Origin of the sequence: Mesorhizobium muleiense, from assembly GCF_900099905.1 — a bacterium.
In the GTDB taxonomy this organism is placed as follows: Bacteria; Pseudomonadota; Alphaproteobacteria; order Rhizobiales; family Rhizobiaceae; genus Mesorhizobium; species Mesorhizobium muleiense.
Genome location: NZ_FNEE01000001.1, coordinates 153,784 through 169,763 on the forward strand (window position 1 = coordinate 153,784; position 15,980 = coordinate 169,763).

The following is a 15,980-nucleotide window of genomic DNA, read 5'->3' on the forward strand; positions in this document are numbered from 1 at the left end:
GTTTGGGAAACAAGGCGTCTTCTCCTGTCAGCGATGGCTTTGTGCAGCGGCTCCTCGCAGCCTACCGGCTTGTGCATCCAGGAAATCTGTTCAAGCGCGGGCGTATCTACACTCGCGGCAGGGCAGCGACGAGGACGGTCTACTTCGTCCCACACAACCGCAACAATGTTCGGCTGCTGGCTGACGCGGCAGAAATTCTGGGTGACCGCGGCATCCGCTGCGTGTTCGCGCATCTCGATGGATTGAAACGCGGCGGCGTAGCGCGACCTGAACTCAACGCCCGAGGAATATCGCATATCGGCTTTGCTGACCTCGAGCGGATGATCAGGCCCGGTGACATGCTGGTGACTGGAAGTGACTTTGCGCCGCAATTTTTTAGGCGATTCATCGACTCCATCAACTTCGGCATGGTCCGTGTGGTCGGCCTCATCGGAGGTGCGCGAGAGCTGCGGCCGCATCGATTTGTGAGAGCTGACTACATCCTGTCGATGGGACCAGCGGCGCTGCAGCAAAGGCGACAGCCGACATATGTTGTCGGCTCCCCGGTCATTGAGCGTGCCGCCGCAAGCGCTGGTGCCAGGCACGACGAAGGGCTTTTTGTGCTGGTGAACTTCAAGGGGAGTATCGAGGATCCCGCAGATCGCCAGGCGATTGAAGCCGTGGCAGCCGCATGTGCGAAACTCGGCCTTGCCCATGTCGTTAGCGTCCACCCCACGATGTTCGCAAAAGTCGATATGCCGAACAAATCGCCGCTGGATTTCGCACAGCTGCTCCCGGACGCTCTGGCGCTCGTAACGCGCCCAAGCACCACTGTTTACGAAGCAATCGCCTGCGGCATTCCGGTGGTGCTGTTTCCGCCGGTTTCGCCCATGGTCGAGTTCGACAGGCCCATGGGCGCCTTCAAACCAACATTGTCGGAGCATGACCTCGTCGAGGATATCCGCGCTGCGGTCAGGTCAAGACCGACCTATTTTGAGCAAAGCCGGGATTTCCTCAATGCCAATCTGTCGATTGATCCAAAGGTGCCGGCTTCGCAACGGATCGCCGAAGCCTTAATCGATATTTACGATCGCTGATCCGCTCGATCAAAGTGCCGCAATCGGAGTCCATAAGTTGAGTTTGTTGTCCGCCTTTTTGCAAGGAAGCCGCCCCCTCCTTGTCGTCTCGTTTCCCAAATCCGGGCGGACATGGCTGCGAGTAGTGCTTGACGATCTGGGCGACGCCGAACAGAAGAACCTGAGCGACATTGCGCAAATCGACCCGACAAATCTCGCTACAAACGGCTCCTAGCGCGACACTGCGGTGTCTGATATTTCAGGCGCAAGTCACGTTCGAAAGATTGCGCTTCTGCGCTATGAAGATGTGCGGCGGGATACAAACGATGCTTGCCCGGCTCGATTACTGGAAATGGCTCGATGAAGCCTTTCAGCGGCATGGCAGATCTCATGCCGACGACAGGGCAGGTGTGAATTGATCCGATGCAAAGGCTTTGTCTGCGGCTGCGGGCATAGCGGCACCACGCTGATAGCGACGATCCTTGCCTCGCATGCCGATGTCTTTTTGCCATTCGAAGAAACCAACGTGTTTTTCAAATGGACCCCACTTGCGCTGTATCGCTACTCGAAGCTGAAACAGGCGGCCATTGGGGCGGGCAAGTCGGTGCTGCTTGAAAAGACACCACGTCATATCAGGCGTGTCGACCGGATACGACGTCTGGTGCCGGGCGCGAAGTTCGTGATGCCGGTACGCGATGGGCGCGATACCGTTGCTTCGCTGACCAAGCGGCTTGGCGATGCGACCGAGAGCCTGGATCGCTGGATTTCGGATAACACAATGGTGCTTGCCGAGCGCGGCAGCACGGACGTCCTGATTTACCGCTACGAAGATCTTGTCAATGACCCGGAAGCGACCATCGAAAAGATCTGCACCTTCCTGGGATTGTCGTTCGACCAGAGTTTGCTCGACTATCATCGGAACCCGCAACGATGGTTCACACTCGATGCGCAACCCCAACATGCCGCGCTCCGCAACCAGCAGGTCAACAAGCCGATCTATGATGGCCGCGGCCGCTGGAAGACCGAACTGGGTCAAATGGAATTGAAGGAGCTTACCGAGGGACGCGGCAAACCGCTGATGCAGGCGTTCGGGTATGTCTAAGGGTTCCGTCGCGCGGATTGTTCACTCTGGAAGCGCGCGCGGATAGCCAAACTGATCGAAGTCGCGCTCATAGGCGCGGTAAATGGTATCGGCCAGTTCTGGCGTGAAATAGTCGGCAAGCCTGCGGCGCGAGGAGGTGTGCAGAGGTGGCATCGCCGCGCGTCGCATTTCCTCGCTTGCACCGACATGATCGAGAACCCGTTCGAAATCTCGTGCAAAAGTCTCGGTTTTGCCGATGAGGTCGAACACAACGCCTGGAAGGTCGACGATGTCGCTTTGCCTCTGCCAATGCTTGTCGATGCGCCATGTCGAGGTCGTGCAGGCAAAGGCGACGAAATCAGCAAACGACAGGCTCTTGTCAGCACCGACAGGCAGCGACGGATCCGCCCTTTCGCGATGGGCCAGATAGACCTCCACCCTGCCATAGCCAGGCACAAGGGGGCGGTCGCGATATTGGTCGGCCCAGCACGACAACAGCCTTGCATAGGGATTGCGAACGAAGGTGAACCGCAAGGCTTCGGGACTTGTGGCCATGCGATGGAACTGCACAATGCCATGGCGAGGCGCCTGCAAGCTCGACGCTTTTCGGTTGTGCACCTTCCAGTTCTGGTCGCTGCGCCACTCCGACACGGTGTCATTGCCGATCATGGCTGCAAGGTTGCTGCGAATGCGGCTGCTCGCCGCCTTCGGCGTGGCGAGATACAGGATCTTGAGTTGCGGGACGACGTCGATCAGGTCGTCCGGCAGATAAGCGGTTTGCATCGCTCTGCGGTAGAAAGCCAGAGCTTCCGGATGCGCCCAGGCTAGAAACGGCTCCTTGACCAGACCGCGGAGATTTCGCAGCCCCGGTCGCAACGAGCGCTCCAGGCGGCGGACCACGCCGACTTTGCGTTTGCCCGAGACGGTCTTGTCGGCGGGCGAGACATGGCTGGTGGTCATCGGCAAAAACCCTCGCCTTGAAAGCAGTCTACCGTCGTGGCATAGCCGCAACCACGCGGAACTATACGCCAGCGCCCCTATCCAGGACCGGCTTGCCACGCTTAATAGACTGCGAGCAAAGTCCCGCCAAGTTCGAAAGCTTGATCGGGGTGCAAAAGGGCGTAGCGAGGTCGCATGGATTTGTCACGGCATGATCAACGGGATCAAGCTGACCCGAAGAAGCCTATCCTGTTCGTGCGCCAGCGTTACGCGCCCTTTGGCGGAGGCGAGATCATGCTGGAAAACATCATGGCGGCGTTCGCCGCGCGTCAACGGCCGGTGGCCGTGCTGTCAGGCGACTGGCCGCGACACGAAGGCATCGAGTTCATCCACTGCGCCGGCCGCCGCTTTCCCCGCTCCCTGCGGGCGACGTCCTTTGCTCGAGCCGCCTGCCGCAAGATCGCCGAAATGCCGCCGGCCCTGGTGCAGAGCAACGATCGCCTTCCGTGCTGCGACGTCTTCCGGGCCGGGGAAGGCGTTCATGCCGCCTATCTTGCCGAGCGACGGCGTTTCGAGACGCGGCTTGGCACGGCAGCGATGGCGCTGAGCCCGTTTCACCGCCAGACGCTGCGCCTCGAGCGCGCGACCTATGGCAGCCCACGGCTTAAAGCGGTGATTGCCATTTCGAAAATGGTGGCGGAGGACATTGTCCGTCACTACGACTATCCGGCCGAACGCGTGCACCATATTCCCAACGGGGTCGACCTGGAGCGCTTCAACCCTAAGTTGCGCCGACAGCATCGAGCCGTGGTCCGCTCACGGCTTGGCGTCAACGATGACAGGCCGGTCGTTCTCTTCGTTGGCTCGGGTTTTGCGCGAAAAGGACTTCTTGCCTTGATGAAGTCTGTCGCAATGCTCGATGGTGAGCCGGAGTTATGGGTCATTGGCCACGATTCGCGCGCCGATACCTTCCAGCAGGCCGGTGACAGGCTTGGTCTTGGTGCAAGGCTCCGCATGCTGGGACCGCAAAAAGATACGCTGCCATGGTACGGCGCCGCCGACATTGCGGTGCTGCCTTCCATCTATGATCCATTCGGCACAGTGGTGATCGAAGCCATGGCCAGCGGCTTGCCCGCCGTCGTCAGCACCGGGTGTGGGGCGCGCGAGCTTGTCGATCGCTTCGAGCCGACGCTTGTTTGCGACGCAGCCAGCGTAAACGACCTCGCCGCCGGGCTTGCCCGCGCGTTGCAGCTGTCGTCACGGCCTGAGACTGCGGCCAAGGTCAGGGCGGCAGCCGAACACTACGATTTCAACGTCATGATCAGGAGAATGATAGCGCTGTACGAAAATCTCGACCTGAAATAATTTTCGACATATTTTTTGAATCCGTTAGGATCACCGGAGTGCCAACCGGCCGGGGGACAGTTTCATTTGAACAACAGTCGCAGTTTTGATGCCGGAACCGTCTGACCGTGCCGGCGCTCTCAGTCGTCATAATCAGCCGCAATGAGGAAGCGTGCATTGCACGTTGCCTTCGCTCGGTACTTTTTGCCGACGAAATCGTCGTCCTCGACAATAACAGTACTGATCAGACCAGGGACATCGCCAGTGGGCTCGGGGCCAAGGTGCTGATCACCCTCGATTGGCCGGGCTTCGGCGCGCAAAAAAACCGCGCCCTCGCCGCGGCGACAGGCGATTGGGTCCTTTCGCTTGATGCCGACGAATGGGTCGAGCCGCCGCTGGCCGCGGAAATCAGGGCCGCAATCGCCAACCCGAAAGGCTGTGACGGCTTCGAAATACCAAGACGATCGCGTTTTTGCGGGCGCATTGTCCGCCATGGCGGCTGGTCGCCCGATCTGGTGCTTAGGCTTTTCCGTCGCCAGTCCGGCCGCTTCAGCAACGACACCGTGCATGAGAAGGTGGTGGTGAATGGCAAGGTCTCGCGATTGTCCCATCCCCTGGAGCATGACTCCATCGCCGACCTGGCGGACGCGCATGACAAGATCGGCAGATACGCGCAAGCGTCCGCCGCGCGGATGCTTGCCGAGGGGAAAAAAAGCTCGATCAGCAAGGCGGTTTTGCGCTCGGTCTGGGCTTATATGAACAGCTATGTCTTCAGGCTGGGGTTTCTGGACGGTTCGACCGGTGCGATGGTCGCCGCTTATTCGGCCGGCTACACCTATCAGAAATGGGCGCTTGTCGCGTTGGGTGGCACGTCGAGGTGCGCCGAGGAAAGCCGGGCCGGGGTGAACGGCAAATCCGCGGGTTTCAGAAATCGCCCTGGCTAATTTCCGCGCCATTGTTGCCGAGTTGTTGCCAGACAGTTAGTGTGTGCCCGTTTTGAAATTGGAGCCAAGGTACTGAATATGACTGATGCGTTTAGGGTATTCGTTGGATGGGACAGCCGTGAGCCGATCGCCTACGACGTGGCGCGGCACTCTTTGCTCAAAAACGCTTCGGTGCCCGTCTCCGTCATTCCAATCAAGCAGGACGAGCTGCGTGCCCGTGAACTGTATTGGAGGGAGAAAGATCCGCTCGCGTCAACAGAGTTCACTTATACGCGGTTTCTCACGCCTTTTCTCGCCGACTATACGGGCTGGGCTTTGTTCTGCGATTGCGACTTCCTGTGGCTCGGTGACGTTGCAGGTCTGCTGGAATACACGAAGTCGAACAAGGCGGTCTATTGTGTCCAGCACGACTACACGCCGAAGGCCACCACCAAGATGGATGGCGTTGTCCAGACATCCTACCCTCGAAAAAACTGGTCCTCGCTGATGCTGTTCAATTGCGCGCATCCTGCGGTTAAATCGCTTACGCCGGAGGTCGTGAACCGCGAAAGCGGCGCCTACCTCCACCGAATGCAGTGGGTCGCCGATGAGGATCTGGGCTCGCTGCCGGTAGAGTGGAACTGGCTTGAAGGTTGGAACGAAAAGCCGGCGCATGGCACGCCCAAGGCGGTCCACTATACAAGTGGCGGTCCGTGGTTTGCCGAGTGGCAGAATGTCGACTATGCGGATCTGTGGATAGCCGAACGCGACGAATTCCTGAGCAGTGCCGATCAAGCAGAGGCTGCTCTTTCGCGCTCGGCGAGCCGGTAGCCCAGCCAAAAAGCCCCAGCGGCTGGCGGTGGCGATGCCTAACGCCGCTTGGGGTTCCCGCGCAGACGGCCGGTCTTCGCGCCGTGCTGCGGCACGACCTCGCCGAACACCGGGTTGGGCGCGCTCTTCGCGGGCGCCGGGACGGCCCGTATCGTTTCGACCAGGGTCGGGCGCTGCTTCGCACAAGCGCCCTCTACATCTGCCCGTCCAGCCATTCCCGCAAATCGCGGTCCTGCTTGTTTTCGGCAACGGGCAGCGAGGGCCGCGTCCAGACATACCAGATGGCGGCAAGCACCCCGGCAGCCCACGTGCCGGCGAAAACATTCGCAATGAGGTCGATTGGAACCTCCCAAGCCGGCTAGAACATTAGCACGGCATCATTTAGGAGGGCGACACCAATTAGGAGTAGAGCAGAGCGGGTGGAGCCGTAGGAGCCTCACCGCCATCCACCGTCTCAACCAGCTATCCCTTGCGAGGTCGCGGCCAAGACGGCGATGAGCAACAGCCATGCGGTCACCTTGAAGACGGCACGTAGCATTCTTCGTCAATGGCAACGATCGGACGCAACGCTGCTCAACATATCGAGGCGCCGAACAATCCAGTGCGGTTGAAGCGGCCGCTCGCAGCGTCAGACATACCCCCTCTTCAGGGTACGTGGCGAGTGGTCTCTTCGCAGGTGCGAGGCAATCGGGGGCGAAGCTAACGCGAATGGAGTATACCTCGCGCCTGTGTCGCGGCTGAACCCGGAGATCAAGCGGCGCACCCTGGTCGTTCGCATCTTCCCCAACCCGCAGAGCTGTTTGCGGCTGGTTCGGGCATTGGCGGTGGAGATCCACGAGAACTGGCTCGAGGCGACCCGCTACCTCAACATGGATCATCTGCGCGAGCACAAGAAGGAGAACCTGAGGGCACTGGCCGCCTGAGACGCGGCCGCCATGACCGCCGCTCCGCTAAACACGGGGGCTGCGCGGCGGACACGCCAACGTCACCGCTGAATGCCACGCCATTTTTGCAGAACTTGACGCACACAACTAATCTCGAACCGGGCCCAGCGCGACCTGCCGGTTTTGTGACGCATCTGGTCTGCGGCGGTTGCACTTGAGTGACCCGGTGTTGCTCGATCTGGCGGAACCCCGAGGTGCAATCTGCGAGTGAAATCAGAACGTTGCATGGATGGGGTAGCGGCACGTTCCGCCCGATGTTGAACGACCGCCGGTTCGCCCCCGACAACGTCAGCGCGACCGCAAGTCAGCAGCAATGCCTGGCATTGCGTCGGTAGGGCGAGCCAGTCACGCCGAAAGCCGTAAGCGATCCGGAAGGGTGGCGTGTTCGAAAGTTGCACGGTGCCACCAATCGCATCGGACCGCCGGAGGCCATGCCATTCGAATGGATGGTGCAGAAAGTCGGTCGAATTCTATGATGAATTCGGGTCGTACTGCGCTCGACCAGGCGTGATCCTTGCTTTTTTGTGAGAGTGCAGTGCAACATCACCCAATGGTTGTAGCCCGTGCAGGGTACTCAACACGTCAAAGCTGGAGTACGTTTTTGCCCAGGGAGGTATCTAGGGGAGGATTGGCGGGGTTTCGAATGACGTATGCTACAAGCCTTTCATTGAGTGAGAATGAAAACCGTCCGACGTCAGTCGCAGTCAAAAGCGACGATAAGGCGTATATCAAGGCGCTGGGCTTCGTGCCGAAGCGATATGCGGCGGAAACCGCTATCGTCAATCAGGGTGAGGACGGCGATCGCGTCTTCATAATCGAGTCTGGCTGGGGTTGCATTTCTCATGACCTTGCCGGTGGACAGCGACAGATTTTGGACTTTGCCCTGAAGGGCGACATTGTCCTGCCACAGACCTACACGGGCGCTGCTCTTCAGACATTTGTGGCTCAAACCGACCTTGCGGTGCTGGAAGCCTCGGCCAAGACGCTTGCTCTTGGAGCACCGAAGTCGCCACACATAGCCTCGCTTTTTCTTGAAACGCTCGCGCGCCAGCGAGCGCTTGTTGCCCAACACCTCACCAATATAGGCCGACGCAGCGCCCTGGCGCGTACAGCGCACTTGCTGCTCGAACTGAGAGCGCGCTTGGAGCGCGTCGGCGCTGCCAGCCGCACTGGCTTTGCATGCCCTCTCACCCAGTACGACCTCGCGGACGCGCTCGGCCTGACGCCGGTCCATGTCAATCGAATGCTGCGGGAATTACGGGAACGCGGTTTTTTGGAGTTCCGCCAAGGTCATGTCCGCGTGCTGGATCGGCTGGGCGTAACGAAGTTTGCCGAGTTCGACGACAGGTATATCGATGGTTGACACTTGTTTTGGCGCACGATGCAAACGCGGCGCGACGCGCCTTGAAGCCGCACTGGCTATCGGCGACGACGGCTGTCTTTACCGACGGGCTACCCGCGCCTGGCAAACAACGCGCGGTCCAGATCGCGGTCGGTGTGTTCTCTGGCTAACCCCTCCTAGACCAAATTACTACGGCCAAGTGAAGGGGTAAAAATTTTTTACGTTTTGTTAACCTAAATTAGTGAAGGCACAGCTTTTAGGCTATAAACATTAGTGACGGGGTAGTGCTGTCCAAGGTGGGGCTTTGGGAAATCCCGCAGTTATAGTGAAGGCGACGCGAACAGAACATTGTTCGCGGGAAATAGTATTTGCCTGAAGTATATCTCGTACTGGATCTCGAAACGTTGGGTAGAGTTTGGGGAGTAAGTTCATGGTTCCGACAATTCAACTGGATAACAAATCACCCGGTGCACTGGAATTCGTATCGCGCAAGGCCGGGAATGGAATACATCTTCATAGACATGGCTTGACCGAATCCTGCCTGGCTCTGCTGGACGAGCGAGTGCTTGACCGACAATGTCTTGCGCAATGCCTGACCGCCTATGGCATCGGGAAGGAAATCCTGTCGTTCGGTTCGATCGAAGAGTGGCGGCATCAAGAGAATGCACTGTCGATATCGGCCATTCTGCTGAACGTGGGCAGCCGAAAGGTGACAGATGCAAGGACCGGCAGCGAAATTGCCGATCTTGTGAATGAGGCCCACCCGGTTCCGGTGGTGATTTTGGCCGATACCGACGATCTGGAGCAGATTCTGAAGGCGTTGAATTATGGCGCAAAAGCCTACATCCCTTCATCGATCCGGTTCGAGATCTGTGTTGAAGCCGTAAATCTTGTCCTTGCCGGTGGCACATTTGTCCCTGCAAGCAGCGTGCTTGCCCAGCACAAGGCAATCGACACGACAGTCGAAATGACAAGGCCCATGGCGAGTGTGTTCACGGAGCGGCAAGAAGAGGTCGTCCAGGCTCTCAGGCGTGGGAAGGCGAACAAGATAATCGCTCATGAGCTCAACCTCCGCGAGAGCACGGTCAAGGTCCATATCCGCAACATCATGAAGAAGCTGAAGGCGACGAACAGGACGGAGGTCGTCTACAAGCTCAATGAGATGTTTCCTGGCGCCCACCTGTTGGGCCGATCGAGCTAAACGGTTGTCATCATAACAGTGGCGCGGCTGCATGCTCGAACCGGGACCCATCGGTGGCGATGCTGCTCGACCGTTGCAGTTCGCCGCTCTTTTTGTTGCAGATATGGATTGAAGCCATGCTAGACCGGCCGTCGGCGGCAATTGCTCACAAGCCATGGCTCGGGGCGGACGCACCGCAGGACTTTATCAGCCTCGCTGACGTCGTCTCGTTTGCTCGGCAGTATCTTTTCTCGATTCTGGCGTTCGTCGTCGCCGGAATCGTTTTCGCCACGTTCTACTTTGCAACCTCGGATCCGATTTATTCGGCGCGCACCCAGATCCTGATCGAACCGAAGATACCCAAAAACCTTCAGCAGCAACCCGCCGAAGTGAACCTGTCGCTCGATACCGCTCAGGTCGAGAGCCAACTTGCAGTGCTGCGCTCCCAGAAGATCGCGATGATGGTGATCGATGACCTTGGACTCATGGACAATCCAACTTTCGGAGATCTGGACGGTCCGACCATAGGCGAGAGGTTTCGCAGAGCCTGGACGAGCATCGTCGATGCCGGCGGGCTCCATGCCGGCAATGCTGCGCTGACGGATTTCTTCCATCGCGTGCTTCCCTGGCCGGATCGAATGGAGGCGAACAGCCCGCAGCTGGAATCCGAGCGTCGGCGTCAGGCGGTGGAGATGTTCAGCGATGGCCTGGATATCCAGCGTGTCGGTGTCTCCTATGCAATGGACATTACATTCCAGTCTCAGGATCCGGCATTGGCGGCACGCATCGCGAACGCCACGGCGGAAGCGTTCGTGCGCGAGCAAGTGCAAACGACAACGGCAACGGCTAGCGAAGGCATCGCATGGTTGGAAAGGCGGATGCGGGAGGTCGGTGATCAGATGAACCGGGCGACCCGGGTCGCCCAGCAGTTTCGCGCAAAACACGACTACAGCATCGGTCAGGACGAGACGTCCGTCGCCGGACAGGACCTCGCACACAGCGAAGGACAGCCAACACACCAGATTACGCTGGAGCAGTTGGAGGTTACCGCCGACACCTATCGAAAGATGTATGAGAGCCTGCTCGCGGCGTATACAAACTCGGTCGACCAACAGCCTTATCTGATCGCCAATGCTCGCGTCATCACGTCCGCGACGAGCCCCAAGACGGCAAGTCGGCCGCGCAAGACGCTGATCCTCGCCTTTGGCACACTTGCCGGGATGGTAGCTGGCATCGGGTTCGCCGTGGCGCGACGCGGGCTCGATCGGAACGTGAGGACCCCGCGTCAGATCCGTCGCGAACTGGGCCTGGCCTGTGTTGGAGAATTGCCGCCGGTCAGCTTCAGGCGGGGTGGTTTTGGCCGGCTTGACGAGGTGCTCAGGAACCCGGACTCTTCATTCAGCGGCAGCCTCAGGAGCGTCAAGGCGATCATGGGCCTGGCCGGGGCCAACCCTTCAAGGCGTCGCATCGGAATTACATCCGTGTCCCCCGGCGACGGAAAGAGCACCATTGTAAGCAATCTGGCGGCGCTGTGTGGGAGAGCGGGCACAGCGACCCTCGTGATCAACGCCGACGATAAGTCGGCACTGGCCAACGAACGTCTCTTTTCCGCCGATTTCAATATGATCGATCGGGATTCCGGCAGCCCCAAAGACATCGGCAAGCAAATCCGATACATTGAAAAGGCATCGTTTTATTACTTGAAGAACGATGCGTCGAATTCGGCGAATTTGCTTGTTCCCGATAATATGGAGAAATTGCTGAACGAAGTTGGTAGTTACAATATCGTCATTGTTGAACTCCCGCCGTTTAGTTCAGGAGCCGAAGGCCTTGCTCTCTGCCCGCTTCTTGATGGCGTGATTGTGGTGGCGCAGTGGGGCGTGACGTCGCTTGATCAACTGGAAGACCTGACGCAGACACTCAAAAGCACCAATTCTTCCGTCCTTGGCGTGTTGATGACACGTGTTCGTACTGTTTCGGCTCGGCGTTACCGGAAGCGCGCAAGTCAGGCGCCGCGCTGACATCCTGTCCTCCTCGCGGTGGCGTCGAGCTAATGCATGTCGCGCAAAAGCATGCCCTCCGGCTCGAACCGAGGGTGCGCAGCGGTCTCGCGCGACGACGACATGCATCAGACAAGAACTTAAAGCGCGTCGCATGAATCCGTTCAAACGCGACGCGCTTTAGAGCCCAGCGGCAAGTCTCGACGCCGCCCCGTCAATCCGGCACCTGTCAAAGTGAATCCGCGCCCCTTCAGGGCGTCGCGAGCCGAACAATCGATTCCGAAATCATGCCAGGCATTGGACGGAGCAGCCATTCGTCCGTACCCGGCCTAGCAACTAAGCGGTAGGCCACGCTGCCAAACACCCCCGATCTACCACCTTTTCCCTGCTTGCCGGAGATCAACCGTCGTCGCCAAAATGCAAACGAAAAGTTGAAATCGAGCGCAAGCGGAAAATGTCCAACGTGATCGAAAGTAACCTGCGGCAGTGCGAAGACCTGGCTATTGAAGGCTGGGTTCTACTGGTCGGAGCCAGGCCCGCCGCGACTTCGCTTCTTCGGCATGAAAGCGATGCGGCCGCGAGATCGAATACGCCAGACCTGTCGTCGCCTCAACTCAACGCAAGCCATGACCATGGCGCCGTTCCGTTTGAGCCGGACATGCGCACGGCGAGCATTGACGATGGTCCGCGGAGCGAAGGCCGACAGCCGCTCGGCGGTTGGGCCAAGAGGCTGCTGGATCTGATGGTAGCCTCGACAGCGCTCATCCTGGCCGGTCCGATCCTGGTTGTGATCCCGCTTCTGATCAAGGCGACCACAGGCGGTCCGGTGCTGTTCGTTCACCAGCGCATTGGTTTCGATGGAAAGGCCTTCGACTGCTACAAGTTCCGCACCATGGTGCGGAATGCCGAGGAGGTGCTCGAACAGCATCTGAGTTGCAATCCACAAGCCGCCCAGGAGTGGGCGGCCAATCAGAAGCTGAGCTGCGATCCGCGTATCCTGTTTTTCGGAAGGATGCTTCGCAAATCGAGCCTGGATGAGCTGCCGCAGTTGTTCAATATCTTGCGGGGCGACATGAGTTGCGTCGGCCCGCGTCCTGTCGTTGCCGACGAATTGCAACGCTATGGCGCAGCATCGCATGAATATTTGAAGACGCGGCCAGGACTGACCGGCCTCTGGCAGATAAACGGGAGAAACACGACCGAGTATTCGCATCGCGTATTGCTGGACACGCAGTACGTTCGGACATGGTCTCTACGCCGCGATCTTTCGATCCTGATGCGGACGATACCGGCCATGATGAAGTTCGATCAGACCTCCTGACCCTTGGCTATGTCAGGGGGCGCGGCAGAAACGGCCTCAAGCGATTGTCGCCCACAACGGATTGTCGCCCACTCTATTGTCGCCTTGGGCGATGCCGCAGCACGGCAATTGCAAGGCCGACCAGATAGGCAATTTGGGTGACGACAACGAGATAAAACGTCGAGCGGATGGTGTTTGGAACAGACAGGTGAAGAAAACTGCCCACAGCGACGCTGCCGACGATCACCACCAGGGTCGCCACGATCAGCGCCGGCGCGCGCAACGTAAACCCTATTGCCAGGGCAAGACCGGCAACGCCGGCAATGGCAAGCAACACGGCGACCTCCTCCCAGGGTCAATCGACGCCGCGGAAGACGAACCCTGTCCCAAGGAAATCAGAGTCGCTCGTTTTTGTGAAGCCCAAACCTTCTAGCTCAGCGGTTCCGGCGGCGCAGTCAGGGTCTGGATCATCGATGGTCAGGGTGTGAAATGCAGGTTTCCGTCGTTGTGGCATTGATTTGCACGGGAATCCTGGCCCTCGTCGTCTATATGCGCTGGTCGATGATCACTGCGCTCATAGCCTCTCTGGCGTTTGCTGCGACGGCAAATCGGGACAATAGCCTCGAGCCTCGCTTGGCGGCTCTTCTGTTGGCAATGCCGGTGGGGGGCGGGGTGGTCGCGGAGGTCGACGCGATCGCGTCGAGTGTCCGCGCTTGATCCGCAGCCGAACCCTCATCAGGCCAACGATCTGGCTTTTTTGGCGGGCAAACGCAGCCACTTCAGTCTGCTCTGTACGGAACCTCGTCGAACATGAAGCCGGCGAGTTTAATGATGCGTAGGGCTTCCATCACCTGACGATCATCTATCGTGCCTTCCCAACTGGAGAGTATGGTGTCGACTTCGAAGTCGAAGCCGTGCAATCCCATGACATCGGCCAGGTTCCTGCGGATTTCGGCCCTGATGGCCCCGTCCAAAGAAATGATGTTGTCCTTGCTCATCGCCGAACAACATTAGCGGATCTTAATATTTCCGGTACTTGACCGAAAGGGGAAACCCTTCATTAGCCAACTCACGAAGGAGCCGATCGCCTTCACCTCAACCACGGTTCCCGCTTTGCCAGGACCGCGCCCTCAAACGTGGTACACATACTCCCTTTGGGCCTCTAACGGCCGCCTAGCCTCACGTGCTTTGCTCGGGCGACTTGGAGGCCGGATCATTCTCGGAGAAACGGTGGCCAAAAGGCCTAGTCGAGGTTTTCCTATTCGAGCCGATGTCGTGAGCATTGAGGTCTTTCAGATGCTGTTGAGCACATTGGAACGGCGGAGACGGCACTGTGCCGCTTGGTGGACCTGCTTGCTGGCAATGGCCGTGATAGTGGGGTGCACGAAGTTCACGGCCAGCGAGCCGGTGTCGCTGTCGTCGGCTGCGCTGTGGGATGGCCTCGAATTTCGAATGCAAGTCGTCGACGATCGATCCGGCGACGTAAAGATGGTTGGTGACATTGACGGCGACGGCCTCTTCGACCTCGTGATCGGAGGGGAAGTCAAGGAAGCGTTGGTCTGGTATCGTGCACCGGGTTGGCGTCCATATCTGATCGGACGGCCCAAAAACCAGTTTACGACCGACGGTGCGTTGGGCGACATCGACAGTGACGGCGATCTTGACATAGTCGTTCCCGATGGGCCGGAAGGTGCCAATCTAGTGGGGTTCCAGAATCCACTGCCAAGCGGAGACCCTACCGATGGCGCACAATGGCTCCGTCGCGAGATCGGAGAGATCGGAGGTTGGGGCAAGGATGTCAAACTCGCCGATTTCGATGGTGACCGACGTCTAGATATTGCAACGCGGTCGCAAGATAGCGTCATCATCTTTTTCCAGAATGCTGACGGATCATGGATGGGCCGCCCTTTGGCGAGCCGCGACTTTGGTCAGGAAGGGTTGGGTATAGGGGACATAGATGCTGACGGCATACAGGACATCGTCGTAAGTGGAGCCTGGTTAAAAAATCCAGGATATGCACAAGCACGAGTGGACAAATGGGAGAGTTATTCGATAGGGCCGGCACCTGAAAACTTCAAAACGGTCGTTGCGGATATCGATCAAGACGGCCAACCCGACGTCTTGTATTCATCCTCGGAGGACGTTGCAGACATCGTGTGGTACAAAGCCAAGGATGGAAATCCCCGAGGATATTGGAAAAGCAACAAAATATTGCCTCTCGTCGAGAAGGCGCACACCCTGGCCGTCGGCGATCTGGACGGAGATGGCGATCCAGACCTCATGGTGGGTCAGATGCATACCTCCAGCGACCGATTGATCGCCGCTGTCTACAATATCGACGGGCGTGGTGAGATGTGGAGGGTCCAGGTCATCGGTCAGGGTGGAGTCCACAATGGCGTTCTCGCTGATCTCGACGCTGATGGTGATCTTGATGTTTACGGCTCCAATTGGGTGACGAATCCGCCAGTTCACATCTGGGTCAATGCGCTCGATTTGCCACGCGACCGGTTGCCTCTGGACCGATGGGAACTCGCGGCTTCAATAGACACAGGGCAGCAAACATGCACCCTCTCAACAGACGACGTCGATGGAGATGGTGTGACCGATGTGGCTTGCGGCGCATTGGCATGGCGCAACACTGGAGGCGATCTTGCAGAGGGCTGGCCACGAGCAGTCAACGCCAGGGTCAAAAACTCCGCAAACGATGAATCGAATGGGCCGCGGCTAGTGTCACCCGATCTTGCGCCTCTGTCGGCTGCTGACCTCAACAGCGACAATGCGCCGGATGTGATCGCGGCGGGTACTACTGGGTTGGGCGGCCTTTATATCCTCGCCGACCATGGCAACGGTCGTCGAGGCCTGCAGTATATTAGCTCCGGCAGTTTTGTGGCCGCGCGAGCCGTTGACCTCGATGTCGACGGCGATCTCGATATTGTCGCCCTCTCCAATGGCGAATTTCTGTCGCTTTGCATTCTGCGCAATCTCGCGATTTCTCGCGATCGTCGGGGCTAAGAGAGTGCCGTCCACAAAACGGCTGGAGG

14 protein-coding genes and 1 pseudogene are annotated in these 15,980 nt (G+C 58.6%); 12 read left to right on the plus strand and 3 right to left on the minus strand.

Annotation, left to right across the window (positions count from 1 at the left end; all coding sequences use genetic code 11):
- Window positions 1-2: 2 nt before the first annotated feature.
- Together BLT09_RS00665 and BLT09_RS00670 are read left to right on the plus strand one after the other, a co-directional pair.
- Window positions 3-1,076: a glycosyltransferase gene (locus tag BLT09_RS00665; protein WP_091589987.1), complete on the plus strand. Its 1,074-nt coding sequence runs from the start codon at window positions 3-5 to the stop codon at window positions 1,074-1,076.
- 484 nt (window positions 1,077-1,560) lie between these two features.
- Window positions 1,561-2,157: a sulfotransferase family protein gene (locus BLT09_RS00670; protein ID WP_167366276.1), complete on the plus strand. Its 597-nt coding sequence runs from the start codon at window positions 1,561-1,563 to the stop codon at window positions 2,155-2,157.
- A gap of 21 nt (window positions 2,158-2,178) precedes the next feature.
- Here the strand turns inward: BLT09_RS00670 and BLT09_RS00675 are convergent, their stop codons facing one another.
- Window positions 2,179-3,096, minus strand: coding sequence for a sulfotransferase family protein (locus BLT09_RS00675; protein WP_091589991.1), 918 nt, complete (start codon window positions 3,094-3,096; stop codon window positions 2,179-2,181).
- A gap of 174 nt (window positions 3,097-3,270) precedes the next feature.
- Between BLT09_RS00675 and BLT09_RS00680 the strand changes: the two genes are divergently transcribed.
- The 8 genes and pseudogenes from BLT09_RS00680 to BLT09_RS00715 all read left to right on the plus strand — a co-directional run bounded on the left by BLT09_RS00680 (window position 3,271) and on the right by BLT09_RS00715 (window position 12,960).
- Window positions 3,271-4,440, plus strand: a complete 1,170-nt coding sequence (locus tag BLT09_RS00680) for a glycosyltransferase family 4 protein (RefSeq protein WP_091589993.1) — start codon at window positions 3,271-3,273, stop codon at window positions 4,438-4,440.
- Between the two features lie 107 nt (window positions 4,441-4,547).
- A complete protein-coding gene (locus tag BLT09_RS00685) occupies window positions 4,548-5,363 on the plus strand; it encodes a glycosyltransferase family 2 protein (RefSeq protein WP_091589994.1) in 816 nt (271 codons plus the stop codon).
- Window positions 5,364-5,441: 78 nt separating this feature from the next.
- Window positions 5,442-6,173, plus strand: coding sequence for a glycosyltransferase (locus BLT09_RS00690; RefSeq protein ID WP_091589996.1), 732 nt, complete (start codon window positions 5,442-5,444; stop codon window positions 6,171-6,173).
- A gap of 728 nt (window positions 6,174-6,901) precedes the next feature.
- Window positions 6,902-7,096: pseudogene (locus BLT09_RS00695) on the plus strand (transposase); the annotation flags it as partial.
- Between the two features lie 664 nt (window positions 7,097-7,760).
- Complete coding sequence (locus tag BLT09_RS00700) at window positions 7,761-8,480, plus strand: Crp/Fnr family transcriptional regulator (protein WP_091589997.1); 720 nt, start codon at window positions 7,761-7,763, stop codon at window positions 8,478-8,480.
- A 409-nt stretch (window positions 8,481-8,889) separates the two neighbouring features.
- Window positions 8,890-9,660 (plus strand): response regulator transcription factor, encoded by a 771-nt coding sequence (locus BLT09_RS00705; RefSeq protein ID WP_091589999.1) that lies wholly within the window; start codon window positions 8,890-8,892, stop codon window positions 9,658-9,660.
- Between the two features lie 59 nt (window positions 9,661-9,719).
- Complete coding sequence (locus BLT09_RS00710) at window positions 9,720-11,660, plus strand: GNVR domain-containing protein (protein ID WP_236473250.1); 1,941 nt, start codon at window positions 9,720-9,722, stop codon at window positions 11,658-11,660.
- Between the two features lie 433 nt (window positions 11,661-12,093).
- Window positions 12,094-12,960 (plus strand): sugar transferase, encoded by an 867-nt coding sequence (locus tag BLT09_RS00715; RefSeq protein ID WP_236473089.1) that lies wholly within the window; start codon window positions 12,094-12,096, stop codon window positions 12,958-12,960.
- Window positions 12,961-13,033: 73 nt separating this feature from the next.
- Here the strand turns inward: BLT09_RS00715 and BLT09_RS00720 are convergent, their stop codons facing one another.
- Window positions 13,034-13,273: a hypothetical protein gene (locus BLT09_RS00720; RefSeq protein ID WP_139172464.1), complete on the minus strand. Its 240-nt coding sequence runs from the start codon at window positions 13,271-13,273 to the stop codon at window positions 13,034-13,036.
- 155 nt (window positions 13,274-13,428) lie between these two features.
- Here BLT09_RS00720 and BLT09_RS00725 point away from each other — a divergent pair, with 155 nt between their 5' ends.
- Window positions 13,429-13,656, plus strand: coding sequence for a hypothetical protein (locus BLT09_RS00725; protein ID WP_091590002.1), 228 nt, complete (start codon window positions 13,429-13,431; stop codon window positions 13,654-13,656).
- Between the two features lie 62 nt (window positions 13,657-13,718).
- On the opposite strand, the gene BLT09_RS00730 is transcribed toward BLT09_RS00725, so the two are convergent.
- Window positions 13,719-13,937 (minus strand): hypothetical protein, encoded by a 219-nt coding sequence (locus BLT09_RS00730; RefSeq protein WP_091590003.1) that lies wholly within the window; start codon window positions 13,935-13,937, stop codon window positions 13,719-13,721.
- 277 nt (window positions 13,938-14,214) lie between these two features.
- Here BLT09_RS00730 and BLT09_RS00735 point away from each other — a divergent pair, with 277 nt between their 5' ends.
- Window positions 14,215-15,951 carry an FG-GAP repeat domain-containing protein gene (locus BLT09_RS00735; protein ID WP_091590005.1) on the plus strand — a complete coding sequence of 579 codons (1,737 nt, stop codon included), beginning with the start codon at window positions 14,215-14,217 and terminating at the stop codon, window positions 15,949-15,951.
- Window positions 15,952-15,980: the final 29 nt, after the last annotated feature.